This window comes from Microvirga sp. 2MCAF35 (assembly GCF_052115545.1).
Lineage (GTDB): Bacteria > Pseudomonadota > Alphaproteobacteria > Rhizobiales > Beijerinckiaceae > Microvirga.
Genome location: NZ_JBFRGW010000011.1, coordinates 82842 through 100211, shown reverse-complemented (window position 1 = coordinate 100211; position 17370 = coordinate 82842). Strand labels below are relative to the sequence as shown.

Here is a 17370-nt window from a genome sequence, read left to right as displayed (position 1 = left end):
GCGCGAGGTAGTCCTTCGACCACAAAAAACCGGGGCTCTTGTCGAGCCCCGGTGAAGGGAGGCTGCGATTCCGCAGCCGGGAGGAAAGTCTGATCCGTTAGACGGAGTAGTACATCTGGAACTCGACCGGATGCGGGGTCATCTCGAAGCGAGCGACCTCCGTCATCTTCAGCTCGATGTAGCTGTCGATGAAGTCGTCGCTGAAGACGCCGCCGGCCTTGAGGAACGCGCGGTCCTTGTCGAGGCTGGCGAGGGCTTCGCGCAAGCTGCCGCAGACCGTCGGGATCTTCTTCAGCTCGCGCGGCGGCAGATCGTAGAGATCCTTGTCCATCGCCTGGCCGGGATCGATCTTGTTCAGGATGCCGTCGAGACCGGCCATCATCAGCGCCGCGAAGGCGAGATACGGATTGGCGGTCGGATCGGGGAAGCGAACCTCGACGCGCTTGGCCTTCGGCGAGGTCGTCCACGGAATACGGCAGGAGGCCGAGCGGTTACGGGCGGAGTAGGCCAGCAGCACCGGAGCCTCGTAGCCTGGGACGAGACGCTTGTAGGAGTTCGTCGACGGGTTGGTGAAGGCGTTCAGCGCCTTGGCGTGCTTGATGATGCCGCCGATGTACCACAGGCATTCCTGGCTGAGGTCGGCGTATTTGTTGCCTGCGAACAGAGGCTTGCCGCCCTTCCACAGGGACTGGTGCACGTGCATGCCCGAGCCGTTGTCGCCATAGACCGGCTTCGGCATGAAGGTGGCCGTCTTGCCGTAGGACTGGGCGACGTTGTGGATGCAGTACTTGTAGATCTGCATCTCGTCGGCGGTGCGCACGAGGGTGTTGAACTTCGTGCCGAGCTCGTGCTGGGCGGAAGCCACCTCGTGGTGGTGCTTCTCGACCGTGACGCCCATGGCCTTCATGGCGGCCAGCATCTCGCCACGCATGTCCTGAGCGGAATCCAGCGGCGGAACCGGGAAGTAGCCGCCCTTGATCGGAATGCGGTGGCCGAGGTTGCCGCCCTCGTAAGGCGTGTCGCCGTTGATCGGCAGCTCGGAAGAGTCGAGCTTGAAGCCGGTGTTGTAGGGATCGGCCATGAACTTCACGTCGTCGAACACGAAGAACTCGGCCTCGGGACCGACATAGACCGTGTCGGCGATGCCCGTGGACTGCAGATAGGCTTCGGCCTTCTTGGCGATGCCGCGCGGATCGCGGTTATAAGGCTCGCCCGTGGCCGGCTCGAGAATGTCGCAGTTGATGACCAGGGTGGACGCCGAGAAGAACGGGTCCATCTGGGCAGTCGTCGGGTCGGGCATGAGGGTCATGTCGGATTCGTTGATCGCCTTCCAGCCGGCGATGGACGAACCGTCGAACATGATGCCGTCGGCGAACATGTCCTCGTCGACCATCGAGACGTCGAAGGTCACATGCTGCCACTTGCCGCGCGGGTCGGTGAAACGGAAGTCGACGTATTGGACGTCGTTATCTTTGATCGCCTTGAGCACATCCTTGGCGGTCTGCATGATCGTCTGGTCCTCTTCTGCCCTTAGAGATAGTCCTCGGCCTGAAGGCCTTGGCTTGGGAAAGCGAGCTTAGATCGCGTCGGATCCGGTCTCGCCCGTGCGGATGCGAACGGCCTCTTCGACCGTCGAAACGAAAATCTTGCCGTCGCCGATGCGCCCGGTCTGAGCGGCCTTGCGGATCGCCTCGATGGCGCTCTCGGCCATGTCGTCGTTCAGGACGATCTCCAGCTTCACCTTGGGGAGGAAATCCACCACGTACTCCGCGCCGCGATAGAGTTCGGTGTGGCCCTTCTGGCGGCCGAAGCCTTTCGCCTCGATGACGGTGATGCCCTGAAGGCCGACTTCCTGGAGAGCTTCTTTGACTTCATCGAGCTTGAAGGGCTTGATGATGGCTTCGATCTTCTTCATCCCGGTCAACCGTTTCGTTCGAGGTTTTGCCGCTTTTAGCACCAGCCCGGAGCGCCTTCCATGCGGTCATCGATTCAAATTGGGCCAATCTGCCGAGTTGATGGGCATATTGTGATCAAAGTTTGGGCAGTTGCGGAAAAGCTCGCCAAATCCTCGAAAACAGGTCCGTTTTGGTCCCATGCCAGCCCCTGAACTTGTCCTGACCCCCGCCGAAATGAAGCAAGCCGACCTCGAGGCCATGGCACGAGGCATTCCGGGCATCGAACTCATGAGGCGGGCAGGGTGGGCGGTCGCCGATTCTGCCGAAAAATTAGCCTCTCCGGGCAGCAGGATCGCGGTTGCCTGCGGGCCTGGACAAAACGGAGGCGACGGCTTCGTTGCGGCCACGATCATGGCCGAGCGGGGCTATAGCGTGAAACTCGGCCTCCTGGGCTCTTCGGGCCGCCTCACCGGCGATGCGGCGGAAGCGGCACGGGGCTGGACGGGCGAGGTGGCGACAGCTGAAGATCTGCCTTTCGAGGAGGCGGACCTGATCGTCGATGCTCTCTTCGGGACCGGCCTGTCGCGAGATCTTGACGGCACCGCCCGGCATGTGGTCGACCGCATGAACGGATCCGGCAGGCCGATCCTGGCCGTGGACCTGCCCTCCGGCCTCGACGGCAGGACCGGGGCGGTGCGGGGCCTCGCGGTCAAGGCCGTCGGCACCGTTACGTTCGCGGCCCGAAAGCCATGCCATCTCCTGATGCCGGGCCGGGCTCATAGCGGGCCCGTCGAGGTAGCGGATATTGGGATCGGGCGGGAGATCCTCGAGGCGAAGGGCGGAAGCCTCTTCGCCAATAGCCCGGTCCTGTGGCTCCACTCCTTGCCGAGGCCGGGCCTCGCGTCCCACAAATACGAGCGCGGCCATACTCTCGTCGCCTCGGGCGGTGCGACCCGCACAGGCGCCGCCAGGCTGGCGGCGCGGGCAGCCCTCAGGATCGGTTCCGGCCTCGTCACCGTGGCGTCTCCACCGGAAGCCCTCGGGGTCAACGCCGCCCACCTCACGGCCATCATGCTCAAGGGCTGCGACGGTCCCGAGGGGCTGCATACGATCCTCCAGGATACCCGCTTCAACTCCCTCGTCCTGGGGCCGGCGCTCGGCGTCCATGCCGGCACCCGTGCCATGGTGGCCGTCGCCGTCCAGGCGCGGCGAAACCTCGTCCTGGACGCGGATGCCCTGACCTCTTTCGAGGGGCTGGCATCGGAGCTTCACGGGGCGTTCCGCCATGCCCCGACGGTGCTCACGCCCCATGACGGCGAGTTCGGCCGCCTGTTCAAAGGTCACCCGGATATTCTCGATCCGGAATCGAAGATCGAGCGGGCCCGCCGTGCCGCCGCCTATACGGGCGCCGTGGTGCTGCTGAAAGGACCCGATACCGTCATCGCCGCTCCGGATGGAAGAGCGGCCATCAACGAGAATGGTACGCCCTACCTGGCAACTGCTGGTTCGGGTGACACGCTCTGCGGCCTCATCGCAGGTCTGATGGCGCAGAATGTCCCGGCCTTCGAGGCGGCCTGCGCCGGAGTCTGGATACACGCCGACGCGGGGTCGAGCTTCGGCCCGGGTCTGATTTCCGAGGATCTGGAGGATCTGGTTCCAGGCGTGCTGCGGGGGCTGCTCAGGTAACCTCGATCCAGGTCCATAGGCCCGCATCGAACCGCTCCATCACGGTCGAGGCGAGGAGCCATTTGCCCGGATTGTCGGCCACAAAGGCGATGCGGATTGTCTTGTTCTCCGGCACCTGCACCGTGTCGAGCCAGTAGGGCTCCCAGCCATCGTCGAGCGGATGTAGCAGCCGGAAGGAGTGTCCGTGCAGGTGGATGGGCTGAACGAAGGCGGTCTCGTTCTTGAGGGCCAGCACCACAGGAGTGCCGCGCTTGACCTTGACGAGGGGCGGCTCCGATGGATTTCCCACCGCACCGTTGATGGTCCACGGAACGTTGGGGACCTTAGGATCGCCCTTGATGACCACGTCCTTACGGTTGGCGTTCTGGAGCTTGATGGCGTCCGGGAGCTTCAGGTTGGGCGGCAGCGGAGCGACGGCCGGGCGTTCCTGCCGCTTCTCTCCAGCGGCCGCGATCTCGACCAGAGGTATCCCGTCGCCGATCAGAGCCGTCACGGCACTGGTTGCTCCAGATTCCGAGACCAGATCGACCAGCAGATCGTAGCGAGTGCCCGGTGCGAAGGGCAGGGAGGCTTTCAGTGGCTCGAAGGTGCTGGTCGGCTGTCCGTCGACGGCGATGACATAGGCTTTCATGCCGTCGAAGCGCAGGCGCATGGTCCGGGCGTTGCAGGCATTGGCGAGCCGAAGGCGAAGGCGTCCGTTGGGAGGTGCCGCGACCCGCTGCGGTGTCGCTTTGCCGTTGATGCTGAGCCAGCTCCCGAGCCGCCCGGCGGGAGCGGGTTCTGGCGGTTTCTCGAATGGGGCGAGGGATCCGTCTTCGTTCAGGCGCCAGTCGTCGACGAGTAGGGCGAGGTCCTGATCGACCTGCGGGGGCTCCGGTTCTTCGACGATCAGAAGCGCTGACAGACCGCGCTCCATGGGCTCCGCGCTGCCGCCGAGGACGCACGGGCGGATCAGGAAGGTTCCCGCGTCGGGCGGGGTGAGGCGGTATTCATGGCTTTTCCCGGTCGCCACCGGCTCCTGGGTCAGGCCGCCAGCCCCATCCATAGCGTTCGCGCCTCGCACCCCATGGAAATGCAAGGACAGGGGCAGGGCGGTCTCGTTCTCAAGCCTGAGCTTCAGTTCGGTACCGTGCTTAACACGGACGACAGGGCTCAGGCTTCCGTTGAAAGTCCAAATGTCGGCTTCAGCGGCGGCATCGGGGCGAATTTTCAGGCGGTTGGGCTTTGCTGTGAGGATCTGCTCGGAACCACCTGAGCCCTGAGCGCGCACTTGCAGCGAGAGGGGGAGCAGGGTCGTGGCGAGACCTGCGGTGACGGCGCGACGGGTGATCAAGGCGGCGGCTCCGTCTCAAGTTGGGCGGATGGGAAACATCGGTACAGCCTTGAACGTGAACGGCCAAGTTTGGTTGCCATCTGGCCGCACACGAACTTTTTTGATGCACTGTCTTTTAACCGTGCTATAGAGCCGCGTCCCGGAAGAGGGGTGCGCCTCGCGCGCCGCTCCCGCGCGGGCGTGGCGGAATTGGTAGACGCACTGGATTTAGGTTCCAGCGACGAAAGTTGTGGGGGTTCGAGTCCCTCCGCCCGCACCAATCCCGTCAGGGTTGGTATCCGGAGGCTCCGAGTGGCCTGGTTGACGGCGTGACGCCGCATCGGCCGGAGCCTGACAGAAATTTTCGAGTGAATGAAGGCGAACAGAACCATGCAGGTGACGGAAACACTGTCCCAAGGCTTGAAGCGAGAGTTCAAGGTCGTGCTCCCGGCCACCGAGTTGGAAGAGCGCCTGAACAGCGAATTGACGACCCTCAAGGATCGCGTGCAGATCAAGGGTTTTCGTCCCGGTAAGGTGCCGGTGGGACATCTGCGTCGGGTCTATGGCCGCTCCGTCATGGCTGACGTGCTGCAGAACGCCGTCAACGAGGCCAATCGCAAGATCGTCGAGGACAACGACCTGAAGCTCGCCAACGAGCCGCAGATCCAGTTCCCCGAGAGCCAGGAAGAGGTCGAGAAGGCCATGGAGGCCAAGGGCGACCTGGCCTTCACCGTCGCCCTCGAGGTCCTGCCGGTCTTCGAGCTGGCCGATCTCTCCGACGTGTCGGTCAAGAAGCCGGTGGCCGAGGTCACCGATGCCGAGATCAACGAATCGCTCGAGCGCATGGCCAAGCAGAACCGCTCCTTCGCCACGAAGGAAGGTGCTGCCGCCGACGGCGACCGGGTCGTCGTCGACTTCGTGGGCCGCATCGACGGCACCGAATTCGAGGGCGGCAAGGGTGAGGACATCCGGGTCGAGCTCGGCTCGAACACCTTCATCCCGGGCTTCGAGGACCAGCTCCTCGGCCTCAAGGCCGGCGACACCAAGCTCGTGAAGGTCACCTTCCCGGTGAACTACATGGCGGCCCATCTGGCAGGCAAGGACGCCGAGTTCGACGTGACCGTGAAGGAGGTCGAGGCGCCCGGCGAGCTGACGATCGACGACGAGATGGCCAAGGGCTTCGGCATGGAGTCCCTGGACAAGCTCAAGGGCGCGATCCGCGACGCCATCAAGCGCGACTTCGACGCGCAGTCCCGCCGCAAGGTCAAGAAGGACCTGCTCGATTCCCTCGATGCCAAGTACAGCTTTGAACTGCCGCCGACCCTGGTCGAGCAGGAGTTCTCGGCCGTGTGGGCGCAGGTCGTCGGCGACATGAAGTCGAACAACCGTACCTTCGAGGACGAGAGCACCACGGAAGACGAGGCCAAGGCCGAGTACCGCAAGATCGCCGAGCGTCGTGTTCGCCTCGGCTTGGTCCTTGCGCAGATCGGTGAGAAGTCCGATATCAAGATTTCCGACGACGAGGTGACTCAGGCCCTCATCGAGCGGGTCCGCCAGTACCCCGGCCAGGAGCGGCAGGTTTGGGAGTTCTACCAGAAGAACCCGCAGGCCCTCGCTGAAATCCGGGCTCCTCTGTTCGAGGAGAAGGTCGTCGACCAGATCCTGTCCCAGGTGAAGGTCAACGAGGAGACCGTCTCCAAGGACGCCCTCTTCAGCGACGAGGACGAGGGCGGAGAGAAAGCCGGCAAGGGCGAGTAACGCTCCCTTAAGCGTCTCGCTGCTTGCTGAAATGCACGGCCGCGCATCCGCGCGGCCGAATTGGAGCAGTGAGACAATGAGAGATCCGGTAGCGCTCTTTAACAATACGCTCGTCCCGATGGTGGTTGAGCAGTCGAACCGCGGCGAGCGCGCATTCGACATCTATTCGCGCCTCCTGCGCGAACGGATTATCTTCCTCACGGGTCCGGTTGAAGATTACTCGGCCTCGCTGATCGTGGCACAGCTTCTGTTCCTCGAGGCAGAGAACCCCAAGAAGGAAATCTCCTTCTACATCAATTCGCCCGGCGGCGTCGTGACCTCGGGCCTGTCGATCTACGACACGATGCAGTTCATCCGCTGCCCCGTCTCGACCCTCTGTGTCGGCCAGGCAGCCTCTATGGGCTCCCTGTTGCTGACCGCCGGCGAGAAGGGCATGCGCTTTGCCCTTCCGAACGCCCGCATCATGGTCCACCAGCCCTCCGGCGGCTATCAGGGCCAGGTCACGGACATCATGATCCACGCCCGCGAGAGCGAGGCCCTCAAGCGCCGCCTGAACGAGATCTATGTCGGCCATACCGGTCGCAACTACGAAGAGATCGAGCGGGCCCTGGAGCGCGACAACTTCATGACCGCCCAGGCGGCCCAGGAGTTCGGGCTGATCGACCAAGTGATCGAGAAACGCCCTGAGCCGGCCGCCACCCCGGCTTAACCCTTAAAACCTGGGGACAAAATTCCCCCAGGTGCGTCTTTTTGCCGGGTAATCTCGTTTCTATTGATCAGGCGGCCTCCGCATGATTGCATATGGATTCGGGAGCATGGCGATTTGGGCGTTCAATTCTTAGCGGCGGAACATTTTGTTAGTTTCGTCGCCTATAACCTAGGAGTGTTGGGTCGGCAGGGGCTGTCCCGGCACGGATTGGAGATGTGATAATGACCAAGGCTGGCGGCAACGACTCCAAGAGTACGCTGTACTGCTCCTTCTGCGGCAAGAGCCAGCATGAGGTTCGCAAGCTGATCGCTGGCCCGACGGTTTTCATCTGCGATGAATGCGTCGAGCTGTGCATGGACATCATCCGCGAGGAGTCGAAATCGTCCCTCGTGAAGTCCCGTGACGGGGTGCCCACCCCCAAGGAAATCAGCCGCGTTCTGGATGACTACGTGATCGGCCAGGAGCACGCCAAGAAGGTGCTCTCCGTGGCGGTCCACAACCATTACAAGCGCCTCGCCCACGCGACGAAGCACAACGACGTCGAACTGGCCAAGTCCAACATCCTGCTGATCGGCCCCACCGGTTCGGGCAAGACCCTGCTCGCGCAGACCCTGGCCCGAATCCTGGACGTGCCGTTCACCATGGCGGATGCGACGACCCTGACCGAGGCAGGCTATGTCGGCGAGGACGTGGAGAACATCATCCTCAAGCTGCTCCAGGCCTCCGACTACAATGTCGAGCGGGCCCAGCGCGGCATCGTCTATATCGACGAGATCGACAAGATTTCCCGTAAGTCGGACAATCCGTCCATCACCCGTGACGTTTCGGGCGAGGGCGTGCAACAAGCTCTCCTGAAGATCATGGAGGGCACTGTCGCTTCAGTGCCTCCCCAGGGCGGCCGCAAACACCCTCAGCAGGAGTTCCTGCAGGTCGACACCACGAACATCCTGTTCATCTGCGGCGGCGCCTTCGCCGGCCTGGAGCGGATCATTTCCGGCCGCGGCAAGGGCACATCGATCGGCTTCGGCGCCTCGGTCAGCTCTCCGGACGACCGCCGCACCGGCGAGATCTTCCGTTCTGTCGAGCCCGAGGACCTTCTGAAGTTTGGCCTCATCCCCGAGTTCGTCGGCCGCCTGCCGGTTCTTGCAACCCTCGAGGATCTCGATATCGACGCCCTGAAGACTATTCTGCAGGAGCCGAAGAACGCCCTAGTCAAACAATACCAGCGCCTCTTCGAGATGGAGAACGTGCAACTGACGTTCCAGGATGAGGCCCTCACCCTCATTGCCAAGAAGGCGATCGAGCGGAAGACGGGCGCCCGCGGCCTGCGCTCCATCATGGAGGGCATCCTGCTGGAGACCATGTACGATCTGCCGGGGCTGGATTCCGTCGAACAAGTGGTGATCGGGCCCGAGGTCGTGGAGGGCAAGGCCAAGCCGCTCTTCATCCACGGCGAGCGCAACGATCAGGCGGCCAGCGCCAGCGCTTAAGGAGAGCCGGGGGCTTTCCCATGAACAGAGGCGCTGCGGGCAATCGTCTTGAAACCGAAGGTCCGCAACGCCACATTATCTCTTGCGCCGGTGCTGTCCGCTCATGGTTCGAGGGAGAGCCCGGTGTACCGGATGCAGCCCATAACAAAAGCCTGAGCATTCCGGTTATCCGTCTGACTTCCAGCTCATCCGAGGGGACCGTCGGACGCAGTCAAAAGGATACCGTCTCATGACACAATCGAAGCCACGTCAGCCTGTTGTTCCAGGCTCGACCGGAACCTATGCGGTTCTGCCTCTGCGCGACATTGTTGTCTTCCCACACATGATCGTGCCGCTCTTCGTCGGCCGTGAGAAGTCGATCCGGGCGCTTGAGGAAGTGGTCAAGGGGGACCGTCACATTCTTCTGGCCACCCAGATCGATGCGACGGACGACGATCCGTCCACGGATGCGATCTACAAGGTCGGCACCCTGGCCAACGTCCTGCAACTGCTGAAGCTGCCCGACGGGACCGTGAAGGTGCTGGTCGAGGGCGCGAGCCGGGCCCAGGTGAAGGCCTATACCCGCACGGATGAATATTACGAGGCCGAGGCCGAGGCGCTTCCAGACTCGCTCGGTGATCAGGTGGAGGCAGAGGCTCTCGCCCGCTCCGTCGTGTCCGAGTTCGAGAACTACGTGAAGCTCAACAAGAAGGTGTCGCCGGAGGTCGTGACCGCCGTGACCCAGATCGACGAGCCTGCGAAGCTCGCCGACACCATCGCTTCGCACCTTGCGATCAAGATTGCCGACAAGCAGGCGATCCTGGAGACGCCGACAGTCGCTCAGCGCCTGGAGAAGGTGCTCGGCATGATGGAGAGCGAGATCTCCGTCCTCCAGGTCGAGAAGCGGATCCGCACCCGCGTGAAGCGTCAGATGGAGAAGACGCAGCGCGAGTACTACCTCAACGAGCAGATGAAGGCGATCCAGAAGGAGCTCGGCGACGACGAAGGTCGCGACGAGCTGGCCGAGCTCGAAGAGAAGATCGAGAAGACCAAGTTCACGAAGGAAGCCCGCGAAAAGGCGCTGGGCGAGCTGAAGAAGCTCCGCCAGATGTCGCCCATGTCGGCGGAAGCCACCGTCGTGCGCAACTATCTCGACTGGCTGCTCGGCATTCCGTGGAACCGCCGCTCGAAGATGAAGAAGGACCTCAAGGCGGCCCAGGATCTGCTCGACGCAGATCACTATGGCCTCGACAAGGTCAAGGAGCGCATCGTCGAGTATCTGGCCGTGCAGCAGCGCGCCAACAAGCTCACGGGCCCGATCCTCTGCCTCGTCGGCCCTCCCGGCGTGGGCAAGACCTCGCTCGGCAAGTCGATCGCCAAGGCCACGGGACGCGAGTTCGTGCGCATGTCGCTGGGCGGTGTCCGTGACGAGTCCGAGATCCGCGGTCACCGTCGGACCTATATCGGCTCGATGCCCGGCAAGATCATCCAGTCGATGAGGAAGGCCAAGACGTCCAACCCGCTTATCCTGCTCGACGAGATCGACAAGATGGGCATGGACTTCCGCGGCGACCCGTCGGCCGCCTTGCTCGAGGTTCTCGATCCTGAGCAGAACTCGACCTTCAACGACCATTACCTGGAAGTCGATTACGACCTCTCCAACGTGATGTTCGTGACGACGGCGAACACGCTCAATATCCCGGCTCCGCTCCTCGACCGCATGGAAGTGATCCGCATCGCGGGTTACACCGAGGAGGAGAAGGCCGAGATTGCCCGCACCCACCTGATTCCGTCGGCCATGCAGAAGCACGGTCTGGCGGAGAAGGAGTGGAAGATCGGCGATGATGCTCTGCTCATGCTGATCCGCCGCTACACTCGCGAGGCGGGCGTGCGTAACCTGGAGCGCGAGCTCGCCAATCTCGTCCGTAAGGCCGTGAAGGAGATCCTGATCTCCAAGGTCAAGTCGGTCGAGGTGACCACCGACAACCTGCCCGAGTTCCTCGGACCGCCCCGCTACCGTTACGGCGAGGCCGAGACGGAGGATATGGTCGGTGCGGTCACAGGTCTGGCTTGGACCGAGGTCGGCGGCGAGCTGCTGACCATCGAAGGCATCATGATGCCCGGCAAGGGCAAGATGACCGTCACGGGCAACCTACGTGACGTCATGAAGGAATCGATCTCGGCTGCGGCTTCGTATGTCCGTTCCCGCGCTCTCGATTTCGGCGTCGAGCCGCCGCTGTTCGACCGTCGGGACATCCACGTGCACGTGCCGGAAGGTGCGACGCCCAAGGACGGACCTTCGGCCGGCATCGCCATGGCGACCGCCATCGTCTCCGTCATCAGCGGTATTCCGGTTCGCCGTGATATTGCCATGACGGGCGAGGTGACGCTGCGGGGCAGGGTGCTTCCCATCGGTGGCCTGAAGGAGAAGCTCCTGGCGGCTCTGCGCGGCGGCATGAAGAAGGTCCTGATCCCCGAGGAGAACGCCAAGGATCTGGCGGATATCCCGGCCAGCGTGAAGAACGGCCTGGAAATCGTGCCGGTCTCCATGATGGACCAAGTCCTCCAGCATGCCCTCGTGCGCATGCCAGAGCGGATCGAATGGGATGAGGCCGCGGAGCTCAAGGGTCACAAGCCGGGCGTCGAGGACGACTCGGCCGGTGTGATCGCTCACTAAGCCTTGTGCCTTACGTAACGATAGAAGCCCCCGGACCTTGGTCCGGGGGCTTCTTTTTTGCTGAGAACTGCGAAAAAACGGCTGTTTTCAGCCACTTCGGGACTTGCGTATGGACAAGCTTTGCGCCAAACGGGTTGTCCCTGAAACGGTGGACCATTTCCTTTGCGACCGCCGTGATCACTGGAGGATAAGACTATGAATAAAGGCGAGCTCGTTGCGGCCGTCGCCGACAAGGTGGGCCTTTCGCGTGGCCAGGCTGGTGACGCGATCGACGCCGCCATCGAGGCGATCACCGGCGCTCTGAAGAAGGGCGATGAGGTCAAGATCGTTGGTTTCGGCACGTTCGTTGTGACCAACCGCGCTGCCGGTGAGGCGCGCAACCCGCGCACCGGCGAGAAGGTCAAGGTTCCCGCTTCCAAGACCCCGAAGTTCCGCGCCGGCGCGGGCCTGAAGGACGCCGTCAACGCGAAGTAATTGCCTTTCGGGCGATGTTCGCTTGCTAAAGAGGGCCGACGACGCTTGCGTTGTTGGCCTTCTCTTTTTATGTCAGGTCCATCGGGCGGTTAGCTCAGTTGGTAGAGCTTCGGTTTTACACACCGCAGGTCGGGGGTTCGAGTCCCTCACCGCCCACCATTCCCCGAAAACGACCGAGCCTTCGTCGAGCAGTGTTACGGCGAAGGGCTTTTGTCACTCTCAGTTAGCCTGTCGAGCACCTTCTCAGGCGCGACGTGGCGCTCCAGCTCTTCCAGCTCCGGATCGTTCGCTTCCTTGATGCCGAGATGCGCGGCAATGGCGCGGGTCAGGGCCAGCAGGCGCGTGATCTCATGCTCGGACAGGAGATTGGTCTGAAGGTCCAGCTCGGCGCGTCTGTCAGCCTCGGCGGCTGCGCGGTTTTGGCTGATCAGCACGAAGGTCGAGAGGAAAATCGCCTCGACGGAGGCAAAGGCCGCAAGGATGACGAAAGTCGGGTCGAAGACCGGGATCCCGGGAACCAGCCGGGGATTGATTGCAACCCAGCTCGCCACCAGCGCCAGATTCACATAGACGAAAGCCATGCTGCCAGAGAAGCGGGTGATGAGCTCCGCGATCCGGTCCTGCAGGCTGGCCTGCCCCTCGTCCTCATGCCGTTTGGTGCGCAGGGCATCGATATTGCGCTCAAGGACCGAGGCCAGGACAGTTGGGCTCGATGGGTGCAGTGCTCGGGCTTACGCGTGGTTCCTCCACTTGGTACACAGATTCGGTCGCCTTCACGGCGAGGTCCTTCGCTTCTGGCCTAACGGCTCGATAAGAACGGCCTTTGCTTCGAAGAAGTTCAGCTTGTTCTGAGGCCGAAGCTCACGCGAATCGTCCGATGGGCTGGAACGCCGCACCCGGGCCTATGAAACATTCCGATCCAGATCGAGTTTGGGAATGATCCCTCCAAGGATTGCTCCTCAGACTCGCCCGCTCCAGCTTCGGCTGGGGCAGGACTTTCGCGTTATCTCTGTCAGGCCGGGCTCGACGCGCAGCATTCGTCCGGGACGGAGTGGAACAGCAAAAAGCCGGCCCTGTGGCCGGCTCATACAAGCTGTGAGCTTCAAGAAAATAAATGGTCGGAGCGAGAGGATTTGAACCTCCGACCCCTAGTCCCCCAGACTAGTGCGCTAACCGGGCTGCGCTACGCTCCGACTGCCGAAAGGCTTGGTTCCTCTAACTTTTAACGGGCGCTTGCGCAACCCCTGAAATCGCGCACGACGTGGAAAGTCGGGGTCGCCGAGCCTGCTAGGTGAGGTCGCGGCCCCTCAGCTCGGAGGCGGTCGGTGGCGAAAATACCTATGAGCGCGGGCCGGTCCAGGCTTCGATGGCCTGTTTCAGACCTTCGGGCAGGTCAGTGGCCGTTTCGATGCCGGGTGTCGTACCAGAAGAGGCAAGTTCAGACAGGAGGGACCTATACCTCTCGGTTTTCTCCTGGCCCGCATCGAAGCCTTCCGCCGAGGCATCATCCGGCATTCCTGAGAAAAGGCAAAGCAGTGCGAGAATGGCGCGCATGTTCCGTCCTGTTGGCTGACGCTAAGGAAGTGCAGCCAAGGTGGCATTTTCACGGCGGCGCAGGTGTGCGCAAAAACACGCCATCGGGACCTCCCAGAAAAACGACCGAGACGGAAGCTTAACCATCCTTGGGAAGAAGTGTAGGTTATAACACGAGGAAAGGATATAAATTCCTTTGAGAGCGTCCCACGGCGCCCCAGTGCCACAGCGCTCTCGGCAACCGGCTTACGGCGGTTGCTTCACTCCTGCGTTGTTGCGCAAAACCCCGCCTCCGTGCGGGGCTTTTTGTTGATGCGATTAGAACGGGCCACGCTTCGCCAGGGCTTCGAACCCGCTTCTCAGCTGCAGCACGCGTTCCTCATAGGCTTTGCTGAGGCAGGAGCGGTCGCTGCCGCAGGTCTCACGACGCTGGAGCCAGGTCGCCTGGGCATCTTCCATGTCGCCGCGGGCTCCCATGCCCAGCAAGGGCTTGAGCTGCGTATAGAGGACAGCCATCTCGACATCCTGGTCGTTCAGCGCCCGGTCCGCGCAGATCGCCTTCTCGTCCGGTGTTTTAGCCTTGTCGCAATCGAAGCTGGCAGCCTCGGCGGGCTGCCACCCTGCGGCCAAGACAAGAGAGAGGACGGCGAGGCTGAGAGATTTTCCCGTCATGAAGGCTATCCCCGAAAGAACCCACGTTGGTGAGAGAACGGCTCCCGCCGATGGAGGCTCCATGAAAGGTCGAATGCTTTGGCAACAGCCTTAACAGCGGGTAAGGCGAGGGGCGCTCAACGGCGCAGCGCAGAGGTGTCCCCAGCAAACGCTAGGCGCAGGCCAAGCCCCACCATGATGAGGCCGGCGCATCTCTCCTGCCAGGCGATCAGGCCCGGACGCCGGGCAAGCCACTCGCCGATCGTTCCAGTCCCGACTGCGACGGCACCGAGGATGAAAAAGCCCGAGATCTTCTGAACGCCTCCCAGGAACAGCAGTTGGGCGGTCACGGGCCATCCATTGCCGGGATCCACGAATTGCGGAAGGAAAGCGAGCATGAAGACCATGGCCTTCGGGTTGGTCAGGTTGTTGATCATGCCCTGTCGCAGTGCCGCGAGGTCCGATACGGGCTGTGGGGCTTTGCGGATGAGACTGTGGGGTCCGAGCGAACCGATCAGAAGCTTGGCGCCGAGCCAAACGAGGTAGGCGGCTCCGGCCCAGCGAAGGACCTCGAAGGCCAAAGGCGAGGCCTTGATCAAGGAGGTGACGCCCAGGGCCAGGAGAGGCAGCTGGATGAGACCGGCCAGCAAGGTCATGCCGATTGCGGTCAGGACAGCCGTTCGCCGGCCCTGCCCAACGCCGCGGCTGAGCAGGAGAACCATATCGGGGCCGGGGGCGAGCTGCAGGGCCAGCACAGCGGCATAGAAGGTGAGAAAGGTCGACAGATCCGGCATACCTTGGCCTCTGCGCAGGTGATGGGCCTGCGACGGGAAGGAGGCAGGTTCATCGAGATTCCAGGAGGCGTCAATCTAGGCGGATCGACGGCGCCAAGCGTCGAGATCCTCCAGGGACAGGTTGGATCCGCAGAGCACAAGGCCGATGACGCTGTCGTCCGGCAGGGACGGGGCGACGGTCTCGGCGGCGGTGAGGACGCAGGCGGCAGCGGGCTCGCAGAGGAGCTTCTCCGTCTGGAGCAGCCAGCTCACGTCGGCGATGACCGGCTCGTCGTCCACAAGCAAAATCTCTTTGAGGAAAAGTTTGGCGGCCGCAACGGTTCGATGGGTGGCGAAGGGGGCCGCCAGGGTTCGGGCGATGGAAGTCGGGCGGATCGTGACCGGCTGATCAGCCTTGAGAGCTTCCGTCATGGTCTGTGCGCCTGTCGGCTCCACGCCGTAGACCGTCAGCGAAGGCCTCTTCGCCTTCAGGGCTGCCGCCACGCCGGACATGAAGCCGCCGCCGCCGATGGAGACGAACACATGGGTCAGATCGGGAATATCCTCGAGGAATTCGACGCCGAGCGTGCCGTGCCCGGCAATGATGGCGGGATCGTCATAGGGGTGGACGAAGAGCCGCCCCTGGCGCTGGTAATCCTCGGCCTTGGCGAAGGCTTCCGCCGCATCGTCGCAGAGCTCTACGCGGGCGCCGAACTTCGTGGTCAGGTCGATGTTGAACCGGGCTGCCGTCTTGGGCATCAAAACCAGGGCGTCGAGCCCGAGAGTTCCAGCCACACGAGCGACCGCGATGGCATGATTGCCGCCCGAGACTGTGACGAGGCCACGACTGCGCTCCTCGTCGCTCAAGGTCAGGACTTTGTTGAAGACACCTCGGACCTTGAACGAGCCCGCAAGCTGAAGCGCCTCCATCTTCAACGCGGTGCGCCGCCCGAGCCGGGCGGAAACATCGGCGCTTTCATAAGCCGGGGTGCGCCTGACCCGTCCCGCGATACGGCTGCGGGCAGCTTCGATGTCGGAAAGCGTCACGTCGAATGCGGTCATGAGTGTATCCGTGGGGCGGCGTTCGAGATGCGAACGGATGAACGGGCAGGGCGGGCGACGGGATCATGCGAGCGCCGCCGTTGCTTCGTCAACGGGCGCTGATTGAAATAATCGCCGATAAAAACCGGCTTGACCGCAGGCTCGATAGGATCGGATGCTTACGGCTCACCCAAGGAGATGTGCCGAATGTCCCTGTCACCTCGCGAGATGCTCGCGCGTCTGGTTGCCTTCCCGAGCGTTTCGACCAGCAGCAATCTCGATATCATTCATTTCTGTCGGGACTGGCTCAACAGCCATGGCGTCGAAAGTCATCTGGTCATGAGCCCGGAAGGGGACAAGGCGAACCTCCACGCGACCATCGGACCGCGGGTCGAAGGTGGGATCGTCCTTTCCGGTCATACGGATGTGGTGCCGGTGGAAGGGCAGAACTGGTCCACCGATCCCTGGACGCTGACGGAGAAGAGCGGTCGGCTGTACGGTCGCGGCGCGACCGACATGAAAGGTTTCGACGCGCTCGTTCTGGCGCTCGTCCCCGACATGGTGGCAGCACCTCTCAAGCGGCCCATTCACATCGCCTTGTCCTACGACGAGGAGATCGCATGCCGGGGCGCGCCGTCGATGGTGAAGGCGATGGCGGAGAGGATCCCGACGCCCTCCGCCGTGATCGTCGGCGAGCCCACCCGCCATGCGGTTGTGACGGGGCACAAAGCATCCGTACAGCTACGCACGCAGGTGACGGGATATGCCGTCCATTCCAGCCGCATCGATCAAGGCGTAAGCGCCGTCATGAACGCGGCGCGGCTGGTCACGTGGCATGAGGACGTGATGGAGGAGAACCGACGAAACGCGGATCCGGCGAATCCATTCGAGCCGCCTTACACGACGCTGCATTGCGGCATGATGGCAGGCGGCAATGCAGCCAACGTGGTCTCGTCCTCTGCGTGGTTCTTCAGCGACATTCGTGCAATCCCGACGGAAAGCCCTATGAATTATCTCGCTCGCTACGAGGCCTATATCCGCGAAGTCGTCGAACCGAGAATGAAGGCCATCGCGCCCGACACGGGCGTTGCCGTCGAACTTATCGCCGAGGTGCCGGGGCTCAGACCAGAAACGGACGGAGCGGCCGAGCGCCTGATGCGACGCCTGACCGGAGATAACGGAACCCATGTGGTGTCTTACGGCACGGAGGCGGGCCTGTTCCAACGGGTCGGCTGGTCGACGGTGGTCTGCGGACCCGGTGACATCGCGCAGGCTCATCAGCCGGATGAGTACATCGAGGTCAGCGAATTCCAGGCTGGCGAGGCGATCCTGCGCCGTCTGATCGGGGATCTCTGTGCCTAAATGCTGAGCAAGACAGTCCAAGTCAGGGCT

General features: G+C 62.7%; 15 protein-coding genes and 3 tRNA genes. 9 read left to right on the top strand and 9 right to left on the bottom strand.

Features of this window, described 5'->3' with window-relative positions; all coding sequences use genetic code 11:
- Positions 1–97 precede the first annotated feature (97 nt).
- Both glnA and AB4097_RS08250 read right to left on the bottom strand, forming a co-directional pair.
- Positions 98–1507 carry a type I glutamate--ammonia ligase gene (glnA, locus tag AB4097_RS08255; RefSeq protein WP_442038331.1) on the bottom strand — a complete coding sequence of 470 codons (1410 nt, stop codon included), beginning with the start codon at positions 1505–1507 and terminating at the stop codon, positions 98–100.
- Positions 1508–1576: 69 nt separating this feature from the next.
- A complete protein-coding gene (locus AB4097_RS08250; protein ID WP_009490961.1) occupies positions 1577–1915 on the bottom strand; it encodes a P-II family nitrogen regulator in 339 nt (112 codons plus the stop codon).
- A 178-nt stretch (positions 1916–2093) separates the two neighbouring features.
- Between AB4097_RS08250 and AB4097_RS08245 the strand changes: the two genes are divergently transcribed.
- Positions 2094–3581, top strand: coding sequence for an NAD(P)H-hydrate dehydratase (locus tag AB4097_RS08245; RefSeq protein ID WP_442038329.1), 1488 nt, complete (start codon positions 2094–2096; stop codon positions 3579–3581).
- Here AB4097_RS08245 and AB4097_RS08240 read toward each other — a convergent pair.
- On the bottom strand, positions 3574–4914 hold the full coding sequence (locus AB4097_RS08240; RefSeq protein ID WP_442038327.1) for a multicopper oxidase family protein: 1341 nt from the start codon (positions 4912–4914) through the stop codon (positions 3574–3576). The genes AB4097_RS08245 and AB4097_RS08240 overlap by 8 nt on opposite strands.
- A gap of 174 nt (positions 4915–5088) precedes the next feature.
- Between AB4097_RS08240 and AB4097_RS08235 the strand changes: the two genes are divergently transcribed.
- The 7 genes from AB4097_RS08235 (at position 5089) to AB4097_RS08205 (ending at position 12139) form a co-directional block, all read left to right on the top strand.
- A tRNA-Leu gene (locus AB4097_RS08235) sits at positions 5089–5173 on the top strand.
- Between the two features lie 110 nt (positions 5174–5283).
- On the top strand, positions 5284–6651 hold the full coding sequence (gene tig, locus AB4097_RS08230) for a trigger factor (RefSeq protein WP_442038364.1): 1368 nt from the start codon (positions 5284–5286) through the stop codon (positions 6649–6651).
- 76 nt (positions 6652–6727) lie between these two features.
- Positions 6728–7360 carry an ATP-dependent Clp protease proteolytic subunit gene (locus tag AB4097_RS08225; protein WP_009490965.1) on the top strand — a complete coding sequence of 211 codons (633 nt, stop codon included), beginning with the start codon at positions 6728–6730 and terminating at the stop codon, positions 7358–7360.
- Positions 7361–7581: 221 nt separating this feature from the next.
- On the top strand, positions 7582–8850 hold the full coding sequence (clpX, locus tag AB4097_RS08220; protein ID WP_442038326.1) for an ATP-dependent Clp protease ATP-binding subunit ClpX: 1269 nt from the start codon (positions 7582–7584) through the stop codon (positions 8848–8850).
- Between the two features lie 229 nt (positions 8851–9079).
- Positions 9080–11506: an endopeptidase La gene (gene lon, locus AB4097_RS08215; protein ID WP_442038325.1), complete on the top strand. Its 2427-nt coding sequence runs from the start codon at positions 9080–9082 to the stop codon at positions 11504–11506.
- Positions 11507–11701: 195 nt separating this feature from the next.
- Positions 11702–11980, top strand: a complete 279-nt coding sequence (locus AB4097_RS08210; RefSeq protein ID WP_009490969.1) for an HU family DNA-binding protein — start codon at positions 11702–11704, stop codon at positions 11978–11980.
- Between the two features lie 83 nt (positions 11981–12063).
- A tRNA-Val gene (locus AB4097_RS08205) sits at positions 12064–12139 on the top strand.
- 35 nt (positions 12140–12174) lie between these two features.
- Here the strand turns inward: AB4097_RS08205 and AB4097_RS08200 are convergent.
- The 6 genes from AB4097_RS08200 to AB4097_RS08175 all read right to left on the bottom strand — a co-directional run bounded on the left by AB4097_RS08200 (position 12175) and on the right by AB4097_RS08175 (position 15999).
- On the bottom strand, positions 12175–12561 hold the full coding sequence (locus AB4097_RS08200) for a DUF1003 domain-containing protein (RefSeq protein WP_442038322.1): 387 nt from the start codon (positions 12559–12561) through the stop codon (positions 12175–12177).
- A 534-nt stretch (positions 12562–13095) separates the two neighbouring features.
- Positions 13096–13173: transfer RNA gene (locus tag AB4097_RS08195), tRNA-Pro, on the bottom strand.
- A 145-nt stretch (positions 13174–13318) separates the two neighbouring features.
- Positions 13319–13534 (bottom strand): hypothetical protein, encoded by a 216-nt coding sequence (locus AB4097_RS08190; RefSeq protein ID WP_442038320.1) that lies wholly within the window; start codon positions 13532–13534, stop codon positions 13319–13321.
- Positions 13535–13831: 297 nt separating this feature from the next.
- Complete coding sequence (locus AB4097_RS08185) at positions 13832–14185, bottom strand: lysozyme inhibitor LprI family protein (RefSeq protein WP_442038318.1); 354 nt, start codon at positions 14183–14185, stop codon at positions 13832–13834.
- Positions 14186–14301: 116 nt separating this feature from the next.
- A complete protein-coding gene (locus AB4097_RS08180) occupies positions 14302–14958 on the bottom strand; it encodes a LysE family translocator (RefSeq protein WP_442038316.1) in 657 nt (218 codons plus the stop codon).
- Positions 14959–15033: 75 nt separating this feature from the next.
- A complete protein-coding gene (locus AB4097_RS08175) occupies positions 15034–15999 on the bottom strand; it encodes a threonine ammonia-lyase (protein ID WP_442038314.1) in 966 nt (321 codons plus the stop codon).
- A gap of 186 nt (positions 16000–16185) precedes the next feature.
- Here AB4097_RS08175 and argE point away from each other — a divergent pair, with 186 nt between their 5' ends.
- Positions 16186–17340 carry an acetylornithine deacetylase gene (gene argE / locus AB4097_RS08170; RefSeq protein WP_442038312.1) on the top strand — a complete coding sequence of 385 codons (1155 nt, stop codon included), beginning with the start codon at positions 16186–16188 and terminating at the stop codon, positions 17338–17340.
- Positions 17341–17370 lie beyond the last annotated feature (30 nt).

Bases quoted from the DNA above. Each gene is read 5' to 3' on its own strand.
- glnA (WP_442038331.1), bottom strand. From the start codon at position 1,507: ATGCAGACCGCCAAGGATGTGCTCAAGGCGATCAAAGATAACGACGTC.
- AB4097_RS08250 (WP_009490961.1), bottom strand. From the start codon at position 1,915: ATGAAGAAGATCGAAGCCATCATCAAGCCCTTCAAGCTCGATGAAGTC.
- AB4097_RS08245 (WP_442038329.1), top strand. From the start codon at position 2,094: ATGCCAGCCCCTGAACTTGTCCTGACCCCCGCCGAAATGAAGCAAGCC.
- tig (WP_442038364.1), top strand. From the start codon at position 5,284: ATGCAGGTGACGGAAACACTGTCCCAAGGCTTGAAGCGAGAGTTCAAG.
- AB4097_RS08225 (WP_009490965.1), top strand. From the start codon at position 6,728: ATGAGAGATCCGGTAGCGCTCTTTAACAATACGCTCGTCCCGATGGTG.
- clpX (WP_442038326.1), top strand. From the start codon at position 7,582: ATGACCAAGGCTGGCGGCAACGACTCCAAGAGTACGCTGTACTGCTCC.
- lon (WP_442038325.1), top strand. From the start codon at position 9,080: ATGACACAATCGAAGCCACGTCAGCCTGTTGTTCCAGGCTCGACCGGA.
- AB4097_RS08210 (WP_009490969.1), top strand. From the start codon at position 11,702: ATGAATAAAGGCGAGCTCGTTGCGGCCGTCGCCGACAAGGTGGGCCTT.
- AB4097_RS08200 (WP_442038322.1), bottom strand. From the start codon at position 12,561: ATGGCTTTCGTCTATGTGAATCTGGCGCTGGTGGCGAGCTGGGTTGCA.
- AB4097_RS08190 (WP_442038320.1), bottom strand. From the start codon at position 13,534: ATGCGCGCCATTCTCGCACTGCTTTGCCTTTTCTCAGGAATGCCGGAT.
- AB4097_RS08185 (WP_442038318.1), bottom strand. From the start codon at position 14,185: ATGACGGGAAAATCTCTCAGCCTCGCCGTCCTCTCTCTTGTCTTGGCC.
- AB4097_RS08180 (WP_442038316.1), bottom strand. From the start codon at position 14,958: ATGCCGGATCTGTCGACCTTTCTCACCTTCTATGCCGCTGTGCTGGCC.
- AB4097_RS08175 (WP_442038314.1), bottom strand. From the start codon at position 15,999: ATGACCGCATTCGACGTGACGCTTTCCGACATCGAAGCTGCCCGCAGC.
- argE (WP_442038312.1), top strand. From the start codon at position 16,186: ATGTCCCTGTCACCTCGCGAGATGCTCGCGCGTCTGGTTGCCTTCCCG.